Raw genomic sequence first — 13948 nt, forward strand, 5'->3', positions numbered from 1 at the left:
GGGATAGCTAATGAAGTGGTTCCTGACGCGATTGGTTCTGTCGACTTGTTTCGTAGCTTTTACAATCGTCGGGCACGCTGCCGCCGGATCGGCCGATACGACTGTGGTCTTGAATCCGCACGCTAAAATCGTGCAACATATCGGCGATACTTTCGAAATCGAGGTGGCCCTGGATTCGGGAGTGGTCGATGCCACTTTCTATTCCGCCGACATTGCCTGGACAAATACCGGAACGGTTCAACTCATCGATGCCTGGCCTGACGAAGAATGGTACGGCATGGGCAATTGTCCGGTTGATACGTGCTTTGGCTACGACCTGACGACAGTAGACGATTCCATCACGGTTTGTCGTGTTTGGAGCATCTTGTGGGAATCCAACGACTGTGACATCGCTGTTAACGGATACCACCGTGTTGCCACCCTGCTGTTTCAATCTCTCGGTGGCGGCGTTGTTGAACTCGGTTATGTCGATGATTCGACCATTGTCAAAGGCTGCGTCGATCCGGACAGCAATATCGTAGCCGGTACCGAAAACGCTGTCGTGTATGTTTGTCCGTTGCCGCCGGAGTACACCTATGGCGGCGACATAAACGGCAGCGGGACCGGTCCCGATATATCCGATCTGGTTTACCTGGTCAGTTACATGTTCGGGGGAGGTCCCGAACCGGCTTTCAAAGCCGGTGATGACTACTTCCCGCAGGCGGATGTCAACTGCGACGGAACCGGTCCCGATATATCCGATCTGGTTTATCTCGTCAACTACATGTTCAACAACGGACCGGCGCCGTGCACGCTTTGCCCGCAACAGGAGTGACTATATGAAAAGTATGCTCTTCTTTGTTCTGGCTGTATGTCTCACGGCATCCGGCGTTATGGCGCAGACAGCTCAGCTTGGTCTGGAGCCGGACACGATCTATTCCCAGAACAATGAGTTTTTCTATGAACATATTATGATTGACGAAAATCTGGTCGGGGCGAAAGTATTTCATCTTACGCTTTCCTTTGATCACACGGTGACGGCCATACCCTGCAGTACGGTCGAATTGGGTGATCTTTTCGATGGTCTCGATGAGGACAGTGTGACGACCTTTTACACTCGTCTCCGCCCGGATTCGAATCATATCGACATCGATATCGCTTATCTGCGCGACAGCGCCGTGCTGAACGGTCCGGGTGAATTATTGACAATCACCGCTGTACCTAAGGCCTTCGGCGTAACGGATATAATGGTAGATGAGCTGCTGGTGTTCGATCGTTACAACCAGCCGATTCCGGTGGATGTGATCAATCGGACATTCGTGCGTATTTGTCAGTATGTCGGTGATGTCAACGCCGACAACTCGATTGATATACGCGATGTCGTCTACCTGGTTGAATACATGTTCTTGAACGGCCCGGAACCACTTCCATCGGTGTGGTCCGGGAATTTCAACTGTGACGCCAGTCCGATTGATATCAGCGATCTGGTTTCTCTGGTCAACTGGATGTTCCAACAAGGGCCCTGGCTATGTCAGCCGCCTTGTGTTGAAGAACCATAGGTTGTTTAACATTCCCAACTTGGTTGTATCCTGAGTATACGACCTTCCTTCTCCGGTCGGTGTCGCTCGGCGCCGACCGGTTTCTATTCGATTAAGCCTGCACGTATGATGGAAAATGTCGTCAACGAGCTTTAGTGAGCCGGTTTCTATGATTTGGTCGCAACGATGACGATTCGGTCGTTTTCACAGAGCATTTCACCGGTGTGCTCGGCGAGGAATTTTTCCAGGCGATCCATCCAATAATCGCGGCGCTGAGTTCGTTCGGCGAAACGCTCGAACTGGTCGAAATAACCGTCCATGGCGTATTCACGGTCGGATTTGACGACGAGGGAGTCATGCGCAAGGCCATGGTTAGCGAAGAAATCGGTAAGAGTTTTAACGGCAAGATAAGGGCTATGCGAATAATCGGCCTCGGCCTGCACTTCAAGGTAAAGAGCCTGTGCGGCATGAGTGAGACGCTTGGCGTCGCTGCGAAGATCATCGATCGGTTCCTCGACAAGGATATATCGTGAGGACACGCGGATCATCTCAGTGAGCGTCGTTTGCCAGTCTTTCATGTGATGAAATGCCGCCCGTTCGAAAACAACGTCGAACGAGTTATCGGGGAACGACAGGCTGGTGCCGTCCATGATTTCGTAGATGATGTTGTCGGCGGGTTGTTCCGTGCGGCAGCGTTCGATCAACGCGGGGGAGATATCGATTGCGGTTATCCGGCCGCAATGCGGGGCGATTTTGGCGGTGAAAGTTCCGCAGCCGCAGCCGATGTCGAGGACGCTGTTCGGTTTAACAGCCTCGATAATTCCGAGAGTGCTGTCTTTGATCGTGATCATTTTTTCTTCTTTAAGCGATGAAACGGAATGCGTACAACGGGTCAACTGTGATCATAACGGATTCAATGTACCACGTTCCCGGCGATCTTTCAAGTCCGGGTTGGGTAGATTACCGCTGTGCGGGTTTGAGCTGTCGGGTTATCCACATTGCCGGAATAGTCATCAGCCCCAACTTGATTAGTTCCTGCAGGTTACAGTGAATTGGGTTTGTTTTGCTTTTTTTGTTTTTGTGCCGTTCCGTTCTCCTCTCGATATGGTCCAGGTCTTTGGCGAGTGGCTTCATTGAAGGGGGCGCAGCCGAATTGTCTGGAGAGGTTGTAGGGAAAGTGAGGAGGGGAGGGTTGTTCAGTTCACTAGGGAACCACGGCGTTCCACGACCGGTGGATGCTGCCGTAATTCTACAAAGAAGTACGGAACGCCGAAGAAGACATTTTTGTCGCAGACGAGCTTATATATTGCAGCACAAAGGTTTGTGTTGTCCGGCACCCGATCCGTGCCGTATCTTAAGAAGATAAAATAGACCTATAACTCAATATAAATAACTTGACGTCGATATTAATTATAGTATTATTCGATACTAGAGATTTTTTTTCAACAATTTGAGGGTTGGTGCGACAACGGGAATGATTGGAATGAATCGCACGATATTGGCTTATCCGCTGTGTTCGCATGGCTGACTCTGTTCGGTTCGTGCGTTACCGACCGATGGGAGGAGTGTGTTAAATAGGTGTTTGTGCAACCACGAGAGCACGGTCTTGACGGTATTCGGGGTGCTATGTTTGTTATTGCTCGTTGCGAGCGCGAATTCCGCGGTAGACAGCTCTGATGTAATCTTTCATTTCAGGGGGACCGACCCAGCCTCGTACGCAGGCTTCTCCGTTTCGTCGATAGGGGATATCAACGGCGATGGATACGACGATATTGCCGCGGCAGTCGCTGTTCCTCCGAGCCTCTGTATCTTCTACGGCGGTGATACCCCCGACATACAGCCCGACATGGTGTTCGACGGCATGGCCCGGCCCAACCCGCCCATCGATATGGACGGCGACGGCATCGACGACGTTATTGTCTCGGGATTGTACACGGCCAACTACAATCAGCACGGCATTATCAGATTCTACAAAGGTTACGGCGATTCGCTCGGATCGGAGCCCTACGATTCTCTCCTGCCGGGTTACCTGAACTACGGTTTCGGCTGGCCGTTGGCCGCCGGTTACATCGACGATGACTCGTTGGGCGACATCGTGACCTGGCGTTGGGAGCTAGGCTCCACCGGCTACGTGTATTACTTCCGAGGCAAGCCGCACATGGACACCATCCCCGACTGGAGCTTTGTGGAGGCCGGCGGCGATCACGACATACGTTTTCTCGATCTGATAGACTTCGACGGCGACACACATCTGGATATTGCCATCGCCCTCTCAGAGAACAATGACACTCTGGGCTACGTATATGTGTTCCGGGGACCGGACTTCCAGCAGTCGCCGGACTTCATTCTCGGCTATCCCACCGAGCTGGCGCTGAAGTACGGAGATGCCTGCCCGCACAAGTACTTCGCGGATTGGGCGATGAGCAACATCGGCGACGTCAACGGCGACGGCTGGGACGACCTGGGCGTCAACTATTGTTATCACGGTGTCATCTACTTCGGCGGACCCGAGGCCGATACGGTCTTCGACGCCGAGCTGCAGTACATGGCGGTCGACTACGCCGGTGTCGGCGACATCAACGGCGACAACTACAGCGACCTGGCAACGGGGGGATGTGAGCTTTCGCGGCATGGAACGGTCGATATCTATCCGGGTGGTCCGGGGTTCAACGCCGTCATTGACGACTATGTCTCCTCGAAGGATCTGCCGCCGGCCGATCTGGAATACATCGGCTATCGTGTCTCCTCGGCCGGAGACTTCAACGGCGACGGGTTCAACGACATCCTGTTTTCGTGCCGAAACTTCACGATCCGCCAGCCGGGCGATGTGTTTGTCGTCAAGGGTGGACCCGATATCGCGACCGATGTTTCGGAGCATTCGCCGGCCACGCTTCCCGGTCCGGACTACCGACTCAGCAACTTTCCGAACCCGTTCAACGGTCAGACCGAGATCAGCTTTGAACTGTCAGAACGCGCCACGGTATCGTTGACTGTTTACAACGTCCTCGGCGAGCGCGTGGCGCAGTTGATAGAAGGCAAGGTGCTGAGCGCCGGAGAGCACGTCTACTCCTGGGACACCGACAGCGGCGAACACGGTCGGCTTCCCAGTGGAGTCTATTTCTCTGTTCTTGACATAGATGGTGTGACCAATTCCACTAAGATGTTGCTTCTGAAATAGAGCCGTATTTCACGCCGGGTGGCCCTGGGCTTGCCCAGGGTTTCCAGAAGAAAACTCCCGCTCGTTCTACAAGGCTTCATAATAAATGGAATATACGATAATTGTGCCGTAGTGCAAGGCGGTATGACAGCGAAACCTCGCTGCGTCGCTTCGCAAATCCCACCCGAGGGGTGGGGCACAAAAAAGATGAAGATGGATTCCCGCTTTCACGGAAAGACGTTCTCCGGAATGGGCTGCTGCAGGGGCAGACGAGACGTCTGCCGCCCACGTAAAGAGCCCTAGCTTCGCATAGCGGGCGGCCTTGTGTCGCTCGCATTACAGACGTGTCTTGCTGAACATCCGCGCGTACGGCTTTTTCAACACTCTCTGAAAGGAGAGTCACCCGGGTAGCAGGGATACCGTAATGAAGGCGGGCCACTATGCCGAGTTACCAGGTTCGGTTAATCAATCGCTTGTGGTTGTTCAGGCGCAGGAGGTCTTTGAGTCTTACGGTATTCAGATCGGTTCCAGAAGAAACCGGAAAAGATAACGCCTGATACAATTCCGATGGCAATGTAGATGTAAAACGATATCCCGGCGATCTTAAAGATCGTTGCCAGAATGAGCGCGCTGATGATACACAGGACTATATTCCAGTGAAATACTCGTTTCCATTTCTCGGTCCAGATTAGCTCGTTTCCACAATGACGACAGACCAGAAATTCAGGGTAGATCTTCCAGAGGAAGCGGGAAAATGAAACCGCCCTTTTTGAACATACCGGGCAAATCATATATTCCTCCTCGATGGACAACTGTTTGCAGCCGACCGTCTCGCGTGCGATCTCGAATGGTGTGGTTCGGTTTTTCTCACCCGTGATTGTTACAAATGTAAGTTATGAGATAATAATCTCGAAGCAACCGAAAAACGATAACCTGACGGGCCGGGTACAGACGGATCGTCTTGACAGAAAGAGGGTAATTGCGTAAACTTGAGTTGTCCGCTCTTATTTAGTATTAGACTACATGGACAATCCTGGCTGGATAGACCGATATGTGTGGATGTGCTCATTTCGGGAAGCGAGACTTCGACGAAAATGGTCCGCGCGACGGCAGTAGCCTCATGCCCCGGTCACACGCTGTGACCTGTCATCAGATCGCGTGCCATAAGATTTTTAATATATGGCGATGATTTGACTTAGGTTCGCCGGTTTCTTTCGGTAGAAATAACCACCTTTGCAAACAAGATAAGCTATAAACTCATAGATTTGCTCGGAGGAATTACATGTACAAGAAGTGTGCCTTCATTGCGGTCTTGCTAGTGCTCATGGCCGCCCCCATCATGGCTCAGGATCAACTTGTTAGTTACCAGGGCTTGTTGACCGGATCGGATGGTAATCCGGTATCTGACAGCTACTATCAACTGACCTTCGCCATCTACGATGATTCTACCGCGGGCACTCAGTTGTGGAGCGAGATCCGTCCATCCGTTTTCACCTCAGGCGGGACTTTTCATGTAATGCTGGGCAGTATCACTCCGCTGGATGCCTCAATTTTCGAGTCGAGTGATCTCTTCTTACAAATCACGGTCGGAACCGACAGCCCGATCCAGCCTCGCACAAGACTGTGTTCGGTACCGAAAGCGGCCATGGCCAGTCGAGTCGACGGTGATATCAAAACGGGTGAAGGCTATACGGATTTCAAGGATAGTGACGGCAGTACGGCGGTTACTATCGGCACCGAGGAAAAGGGAGGCACGCGGTACCTGACGATGTACAACCCAAACGCCGAGTACCAAACTCAAACTCTGGTCAAGCTGCAGTCAGCTATCGAAGGCGGTTCAATGGAGTTCTTTCCAGCCGGTGACTACGGCACCGATCCAACCATCCGTATGGGGATAGAACCGGTACCCTGGCGAAGCACTTTGAGCTTTTTTGATCCGACCAGCGAATTCTCTGGTTTATCGCTGGCGACTATGGGAGTGGAACCGTCGCCGTTTCACGATGTCTTCTTCCGTATGTCCAAGCCGAGCATGACGGCCCCATATGATCTGCTACAGATGCGTGCGTATGATTCCACGGGTCAGTGGCAGTCGGATTTCACCCTAATGTCTTCTAATGTGTCAAACATGCCGGTCATAAAAATGGGAGTCGAGCCCAGTCCGTTCAAAGGGAGCATCACGTTGTTCAACCAGCGGGATGGTGGATATAGCGGTCCTGTTGTAGAGATGTCCACAAATACCTTGGGTGGAGCCGGCATCCGTATGTTCGATCCGCAGCCGGAACCGCCGGGTGTGGCTTTCGAGGTTATCACCGACTACTCCAGCAAGGGCGACAAGGTCACCATGAATCTGACCGACAACGACACTGATATCCAAACCACATTGACACCCGGTCTGGTCCGAGTCGGCAGCAGTGCGAGTACCTATCATGCCCATGCTGAGCTTGCGACCGACCTGAACGTCGCCACCTTCTATCTGCAGGGGATATCCACATTTGCGCCCGGTCAGGCCATCAGCATGGAAGCAAGCGAGACTGAGGCAAAGGTGGGGATCGGCACGTTCACGCCCTCCGAAGCCCTTCACGTCGTGGGCAATATCTGTTACACCGGGACGATCGGCGCTTGCTCCGACGGACGCTATAAGGAAGCTGTCGAGGATCTGACCGGAGCGCTCGACAAGGTGACCGATCTGCGCGGAGTGAATTACCGCTGGAAAACCGAGGACTATCCTGAGAAACACTTTGACAACGAAGAGCATGTCGGATTCATCGCCCAGGAAGTTCAGCAGGTAGTTCCGGAGATAGTGCAGGAGCACGCCGACGGCACCCTGTCGGTTGACTACGGTCGTCTAACGCCGCTGCTCGTCGAAGCGATCAAGGAATTGCGCCAGGAGAATAAGGACCTCAAGGCGAGGATAGAGCAGCTCGAAAAACGGTAGATTGATACCGTAGGTTCCACTTGCTAATCAAACCCAGAAGGCAGAGGCGACTCTGGCACAAGACGTTGATAGCAGTGGATCAGATCATCAATTGGTAGTCGATAAACGAGCGGTGAATATATGATGTATAAGACAACAATACTTGCATGCCTGATCGTGATGGTTTTTCTACCGATCGCTGGTCTGCAGGCCAACGAGAAGTCAGGCGAGAGAATTGACTGGCAGGTGATTTCATCCGGTGGTACAGCCGGTGTTTCCGTCAACTACGGTTTGTACGGCACCGCCGGGCAGATGGTTGTCGGCGCCGGTAGTTCGGAGAACTTTGGTATTGCGCACGGTTTCTGGGAAGAGATCAGCGAAGCCGGCAACTGCTGTGTCATCAGAGGCGACATTAATCATGACGGTGGCGGACCGGACATCAGCGATCTGGTCTACCTGGTCAGTTACATGTTCAGCGGCGGACCGGAACCACCCTGCAACACACCCTACTACATGGAGGCTGACATTAACGGTGATACCACCGGTCCTGATATCTCAGATCTGGTTTACGTGGTTACCTACATGTTTAGTGGTGGACCGGCACCGGTGTCTTGCCCATAGATAAAGCTGGGTCACCCGACTATGGGTGACCCGTCTCTTAACAGCGGATTGAAAAACTCCGCGCGGGTTCGAAGACGGACCTGTTCTACGGACTACACGGAAACCGGGTGGGGTACAGACGGCACATCGCAGCAATTCCCACCCGTGGACGGGTGGGCCACCGATTAATAATCCCCGCTATATTCCCGGGCATGAAAAAGCGGAGAGGCAGGGATTCGAACCCTGGGTACCCGGAGGTACACTGGTTTTCGAGACCAGCGCTTTCGACCACTCAGCCACCTCTCCGTCGATCGACGTAATTACTCCGGCCCGCTGTCTTACTCGGACCGGATCAAGGCTCATAAAGTAACAAAACCGCGCCGTTTGTAAAGAGAATTTGTCGACCGGGAGACAAAGGAGCCGTCAGGCAGTGATGCCCAACGGCACGTCGTAAGTCCCAAACAAGGGATTAGAAATGAGTCTCCCGTTCGGTGAATTCGTCGGGTTTCTGTGTTCGCGGGGCGTTGCCCGCGCTCACTCCGGAACGCCGACCTACTCCTGTCCGCTGTAATCTTTGTAGTAGGGCACATCTCCCCGAGACGTGCCAATGCAATACGAGCAGGCGTGCAAACCGGCCGTGATTGCGGGCCGGCCTACGGAGATATGGTTCTTCGCCGAAGGCGGATCACACAATGAGGTTCTGATATCAAACGCAACCGTCAGGCAGAGACACCTGACGACACATTGAGTTTCGACAACAATATCCCACCCAAGGGATTGTTGAAAAATCTCAATCGCGGCGGAGACAAGCCCCGCCGCTACGCGTGAAGGAGTCCTAACCTCGCGTAGCGGGCGGCCTTGTGTCGCCCGCATTACAGACGTGTCTTGCTGAACATCCGCGCGTACGGCTTTTTCAACATTCCCGATGGGTGGGGCACCAAAAAGATGAAGAGGAATTCTCGTTTTCGCGGGAAAGACGTTCTCCGGAATGGGCTGCTGCAGGGGCAGACGAGACGTCTGCCGCCCACAAAATTGTGTTGTCGATATGGTTTCTAATCCCACCCGTGGACGGGTGGGCCACCAGTACCGAGCAACTCCCTCCCAGGCCCCCCGTGATCCCGGCCTTGAGAAATAATGGCACAGAACAGCCGAAGGCGGATCGCGAAGCGAAGTTTCGACAACAATATCCCACCCGATGGGTGGGGCACCAAAAAGATGAAGAGGGATTCCCGCTTTCGCGGGAAAGACGTTCTCTGGAATGGGCTGCTGCAGGGGCAGACGAGACGTCTGCCGCCCACAAGAAAGATGAAGAGGGATTCTCGTTTTCGCGGGAAAGACGTTCTCCGGAATGGGCTGCTGCAGGGGCAGACGAGATGTCTGCCGCCCACAAGAATAAAGATAGACCCCTGCTTTCCGGCTAATCCGAGAAGGTCTGGCCGCGAGCGAGCATTTTCTCCTGGCGCTCTACCAGCGTGCGGGCCGAGCGCAATCGAGGACGGATGACCTGAAAGGCCACGAACGAGAAGAGCATGATTATCAATGAGGCCTCAAAACGTCCGGTCAGGAAATAGTACACCCCGCCGTAAAAGGCGATTAAAGCGATGATAATCATGATCGGAATCAACCCGCGTTTCAAGTTGGCGGTGAGGTCATCCTCAAAAGTTTTCTCGCTGTGCACGAGCGGGCGACCAAGCAGGCGCTGTCGCATCCAGATAGCGACCAGGGCTTGAACTATGGAAATGAGGCCGATCAGATAAAAAACCGTGTTGGCCGAGTCCCCCAGATTGTTGGGGCGGGGGCTGTTCTGATTCAGCCAATAGCAGAGAAAGGCCAGCACGCCCGGAATCAGGATGTTGGCGAACATGCCGAAATAAAGCGGTCGGACTATTATCCGGGCCAGGTCGTATTTATCGTGACTAAGATCACCTCTCATGGTCGCTCCAGTTCCTCTATCAATTCCTCGAATTTTTGGCGGCGGGGCCAGACATAAAAAGTCATGACAGCGCCGATGGGATAAAACCACCAGAGGCGTATGGTGTCGCCGGTGGTGAAGACGGCCATCAAACCAAAGATGAAAATCGCTTCGGCAAAAGCGTATTTCTGAATTTGAATGGTGAAGATTATATCGGCCGAAGTCATCCGGCTGCTTCTGTTGTTCCGATACGTGTTTTTTTGCACTTTCACTACAAGATTCATCGCCAACGGTATGAGCAAGCTCACGATGATCAGGATATAGGTGAGCATGTCATTGGCGCCCTCAATCGATTTATTCCCCAGCTTGACGCTGACACCAACAAGAGCGTAAAGTACGGGCGCGATAATCAGCATGACCAGGGCGAGCAGCTTGAGAGTCGCGAATTTCTTTTCCTCGATCTCGGTCAGGGGCCTCAATTTATCCGCTCCTTTCCGGTGCGAACCTGCTGGAAAAACGATTTCATCATGATGGCGACTTGTTCAGCCCGGACACCGCCTATCACTTCGATGTGATGATTGAAGCGGTTTTGACCAGGGATGTCGATAACCGAGCCGCAGGCTCCGAACTTGGGATCCTTGGCTCCGTAAATGATTTTTTCAATACGAGACAGCATGGCGGCCCCGGCACACATGGGACAGGGTTCGAGAGTCGAAATGAGGATACATCCCTCCAGTCGCCAGTCGCCGAGGTGTTCGTAGGCGGCGGTCAGGGCAATCATCTCGGCATGGGCGGTGGCATCGTGAAAGCTCTCGGTCTGGTTGTGACCGCGACCGATAATGCGGTTCTCGTGCACGACCAGGGCTCCGACCGGCACCTCGTCCAGTTCGAAAGCGTATTCCGCCTGGCGTATCGCCTGATCCATGTATTGTTCATAGTCGTTTTCGATCATGCGAGGAATATAGAGGCGTTCGAACATGTCTGGCAACAAGATACTTTGGGGCTGAGCGGATTCGCCGGCTATCTGGTTCGCGATGAATGCGAACCGTTCGTTAACGTATCGGGTACCGGAACGATCCTTTATGGGTATTGACATAAGCGACGAAATTGGCTATGTTCGCAATGTGCTTTCCGTGACTAAGTGTGTGGTTAATTTCAGATGGAAAGCATAATTTAGATTGGACATATAGCAAAGTGCTCACTAGTTAATTCGACATTGTGCTCGGTCGAGTTGGATGATGTCCTGTCCCGCAGGGTGAGGGAATCTCCGTTTCGCCGAAAACAGAGGAGGAATTGAGTTGTTAAGACGTATAATTGCTCTTGTAGGTCTTATCATGCTAGGCGCTGCCGCTTTGTCGGCAGCAGAGACTGGAACGGCGCCTGACGGTGATTCGCTGAATTGTATCACAGCTACTTACGGCAAAGACAGCACCGACAGCATCTATGGAGAAATTGAGGGAGTCAAAGATGTCTCCGCTCTCAATGAATGGTTCGACAAAGAATTCCTGCAGTTGGTGCGGGAATACTACAAGAAGGAGACAGGGTATCGCGTAATTCCTTTGGCGTCATGTCGCACCGTTCGTCCCCGCAGTTCAACCAACATGGTCCGCTGGAACATCGGGGCTGAGTATCATATGCCGCTCAACACTATGAACGGCAGCTTTGCAGTTTTTTCGCAGGATTTCGGCAAGGTGCAACTTTTCGGCAAGCTGTTCTACGGCGCCGGCATGGGTAATATCATCGGACTGGATTCGGCCGACAACGAAGTGTCCGGCAACTACGGTATCAACGGTGAATTGGCCGTGCGCACTGATTCTTATCTTTTTACGCCGCTGTTCGGACTCACTTATGTCTGGGTCGATCCGGAAAACGGCTCCGACGGACAGGGTAACTATCTGTACGCGGGGAACCGGTTCTTTTTCACGAAGGCGCGGGCGCTGAGTTTCGACGCTCGGGTCGGTACGGCGTTTTGGCGTGGCATGGACGACAACCAACCACCCGACTGGTTCGTGAGCGGGGGAATAACTTTACACCGCGATGTGGACCTGACCAAGATCGGCAAGCCTCTCCTGGCGCCGGTGGAAGTGGGATTGTTCGGAGATATTTCGCTCGAAACGATCAGCAGCAAGGTGCTGGTACCGTTCCGCTTGCGCAAGGGGCTGTCGCTGGCCCCGTTCGCTCTCTACGGCATAGAGACCGGCTCCAACGACTATTCGGCAGTGTACGGTCTCGGAGCGGAACTGCGGTTGTTCGGAGATATTCCGGATCGCTCGTTGAATCCGTACATCGGTTTTCAGCAGAACTGGCTGCACGATTTCCCCGGTGACGGTGAAGGGTCGTCGGCTTATTTCGGTGCTCGTCTTTATCTCAACGATATCATTGCAATCGATGGTAATTTCGGTCCAGTGTTCTGGAAGGAGACAACGCAGGAGGATAAAGACCTTAAGGACTGGATCGGACGAGTCGGTATTACGGTGGCGTTTGGCAAAATTCGTGAGACACGCGACCTCAAGGGCAGCGTGATGGTCAGACACGGAGGTTGGGGCGCCAACAGAATCGATGAAAACAAACTGGAGCATCTCGAACAAAGAGACGTCGACGAATACGACGGTGAGATTCGTTTGTTCGCTTTAGAAGAACCGGATACGACATGCGTTTGCCCTATAAACAAGCGTGAAGGCGACTTGACGGATCTGAAGTTTTTCACCACCGGTTTCGATCTTGAACTGGTAATGGATCCGTTTAACCGTAAGTTTAATCTTCTGGATCATAAAGAGAAAACCGACGAGGATGTGTTTATCGCTGTTCTTTTCAACAAACACAATACAATGGTGGATCGACTTAACGAAAAGAACACTTTCTTCCATTTCTTTGATCTGATCACTTGTCAGTATTTCGGTTATCGATGGGACGCCAACCATTCGCGTCAGCCTGATTATCGAGGATACGATCCGGCGCTCGGCGCCACGGAGTTGTGTGATTCGTCGGATGCCCTTCACGATCAGCCGTTCCTGGGGAACTGGAGTGAGTTCGTGCGGCCGATGCAATGGCTCGATCGGGAAACACTGTTGGAGTTCATCAAAGGTGCTGCCATCGAAGATCGACTGTTGAAGTTCTTTGAGGAGGATCGACTCGGTCCCAACTGGAAGAACGCTGAAGCGCCAACGCCTGAGCAACTGACCGAGTACGTACAGAAGAACTACCGCATAGGATATGTGAAATATCCTATGGAGACGTTGAAGAAGATGAAAGCCTGCCGCCTCAGTTGCGATCTGGCTTCGGCTGTTCTGGTAGCGACCGATATCGATGGTGACGGACTATGGGTAACGGCTGGAAAAGCTAACTGGGCTACGACCAATCCCAAACCTGCAGCTCTGGATGATTCGGTGGTTGTGTTGTTTGACCGGGCTGACGACTTCTATTTCTCGAACCATGTTCGAGTCGAAGGTCTGTTCTCGGAGGATGTCGTAATTGACAGCTTCCCGGAATGCGGTTTCGATATCCCGGACTTCGCGATATTGGATACACTGGTAATACCGTATCTAAGACAACATCCTGAGCAACATGTCTCAATCTATGGGTATGCCGACGGCACAGGCATGTCCCGGGAATGCCAGGAGAAAGACAGCAGTAGATACGAGGGCGACAACCAGGATCTGCTCTCCGAAGACCGTGCCAATGCAGTTATGACTTATCTGACCGCCGCCGGTATTCCGGCTGACCGGATTGATGTTGTCGGAGCGGGAGTGAAGATGCCGTACCGGCTCTATGAGCCGCGTGACCGGTGTGTGATCTTGCGCTTCTCGTTGTAGCTGTCAGTTCAATAACCAATGAAAAAAGCAGGCTCA

Annotated in this window: 10 protein-coding genes and 1 tRNA gene; 6 read left to right on the top strand and 5 right to left on the bottom strand. The window is 52.9% G+C overall.

What is annotated here, in order from left to right:
- The first annotated feature begins 10 nt into the window (after positions 1–10).
- Both PLF13_04200 and PLF13_04205 read left to right on the top strand, forming a co-directional pair.
- On the top strand, positions 11–814 hold the full coding sequence (locus PLF13_04200; GenBank protein HOP06475.1) for a hypothetical protein: 804 nt from the start codon (positions 11–13) through the stop codon (positions 812–814).
- Positions 815–818: 4 nt separating this feature from the next.
- Entirely contained in the window at positions 819–1538 is a 720-nt protein-coding gene (locus PLF13_04205) for a hypothetical protein (GenBank protein ID HOP06476.1), read from the top strand.
- 146 nt (positions 1539–1684) lie between these two features.
- Here the strand turns inward: PLF13_04205 and PLF13_04210 are convergent, their stop codons facing one another.
- A complete protein-coding gene (locus tag PLF13_04210; protein ID HOP06477.1) occupies positions 1685–2368 on the bottom strand; it encodes a methyltransferase domain-containing protein in 684 nt (227 codons plus the stop codon).
- Positions 2369–3147: 779 nt separating this feature from the next.
- On the opposite strand from PLF13_04210, the gene PLF13_04215 reads away from it, so the two are divergent.
- From PLF13_04215 to PLF13_04225, 3 genes are all read left to right on the top strand, one after another.
- Positions 3148–4695, top strand: a complete 1548-nt coding sequence (locus tag PLF13_04215) for a T9SS type A sorting domain-containing protein (protein HOP06478.1) — start codon at positions 3148–3150, stop codon at positions 4693–4695.
- A 1261-nt stretch (positions 4696–5956) separates the two neighbouring features.
- The gene (locus PLF13_04220; GenBank protein HOP06479.1) at positions 5957–7609 is read left to right on the top strand and encodes a tail fiber domain-containing protein; all 1653 of its coding nucleotides are present in this window, start codon (positions 5957–5959) and stop codon (positions 7607–7609) included.
- 120 nt (positions 7610–7729) lie between these two features.
- Positions 7730–8209: a hypothetical protein gene (locus PLF13_04225; protein ID HOP06480.1), complete on the top strand. Its 480-nt coding sequence runs from the start codon at positions 7730–7732 to the stop codon at positions 8207–8209.
- 200 nt (positions 8210–8409) lie between these two features.
- On the opposite strand, the gene PLF13_04230 is transcribed toward PLF13_04225, so the two are convergent.
- The 4 genes from PLF13_04230 to tadA all read right to left on the bottom strand — a co-directional run bounded on the left by PLF13_04230 (position 8410) and on the right by tadA (position 11079).
- Positions 8410–8494: transfer RNA gene (locus PLF13_04230), tRNA-Ser, on the bottom strand.
- Between the two features lie 1111 nt (positions 8495–9605).
- Positions 9606–10121, bottom strand: coding sequence for a hypothetical protein (locus PLF13_04235; protein ID HOP06481.1), 516 nt, complete (start codon positions 10119–10121; stop codon positions 9606–9608).
- Positions 10118–10579 carry a hypothetical protein gene (locus tag PLF13_04240; protein HOP06482.1) on the bottom strand — a complete coding sequence of 154 codons (462 nt, stop codon included), beginning with the start codon at positions 10577–10579 and terminating at the stop codon, positions 10118–10120. The genes PLF13_04235 and PLF13_04240 overlap by 4 nt, the downstream gene beginning before the upstream one ends.
- A complete protein-coding gene (gene tadA / locus PLF13_04245) occupies positions 10576–11079 on the bottom strand; it encodes a tRNA adenosine(34) deaminase TadA (GenBank protein HOP06483.1) in 504 nt (167 codons plus the stop codon). The genes PLF13_04240 and tadA overlap by 4 nt, the downstream gene beginning before the upstream one ends.
- Positions 11080–11398: 319 nt before the next feature.
- Here tadA and PLF13_04250 point away from each other — a divergent pair, with 319 nt between their 5' ends.
- A complete protein-coding gene (locus PLF13_04250; GenBank protein ID HOP06484.1) occupies positions 11399–13912 on the top strand; it encodes an OmpA family protein in 2514 nt (837 codons plus the stop codon).
- The last annotated feature ends 36 nt before the right edge of the window (positions 13913–13948 follow it).

This window comes from Candidatus Zixiibacteriota bacterium (assembly GCA_035380245.1).
GTDB lineage: Bacteria > Zixibacteria > MSB-5A5 > GN15 > FEB-12 > DAOSXA01.

What these genes read in the sequence shown, in the direction of transcription:
- PLF13_04225 (HOP06480.1), top strand. Translation starts at nt 7,730, where the DNA reads ATGATGTATAAGACAACAATACTTGCATGCCTGATCGTGATGGTTTTT.
- PLF13_04220 (HOP06479.1), top strand. Translation starts at nt 5,957, where the DNA reads ATGTACAAGAAGTGTGCCTTCATTGCGGTCTTGCTAGTGCTCATGGCC.
- tadA (HOP06483.1), bottom strand. Translation starts at nt 11,079, where the DNA reads ATGTTCGAACGCCTCTATATTCCTCGCATGATCGAAAACGACTATGAA.
- PLF13_04205 (HOP06476.1), top strand. Translation starts at nt 819, where the DNA reads ATGAAAAGTATGCTCTTCTTTGTTCTGGCTGTATGTCTCACGGCATCC.
- PLF13_04200 (HOP06475.1), top strand. Translation starts at nt 11, where the DNA reads ATGAAGTGGTTCCTGACGCGATTGGTTCTGTCGACTTGTTTCGTAGCT.
- PLF13_04210 (HOP06477.1), bottom strand. Translation starts at nt 2,368, where the DNA reads ATGATCACGATCAAAGACAGCACTCTCGGAATTATCGAGGCTGTTAAA.
- PLF13_04235 (HOP06481.1), bottom strand. Translation starts at nt 10,121, where the DNA reads ATGAGAGGTGATCTTAGTCACGATAAATACGACCTGGCCCGGATAATA.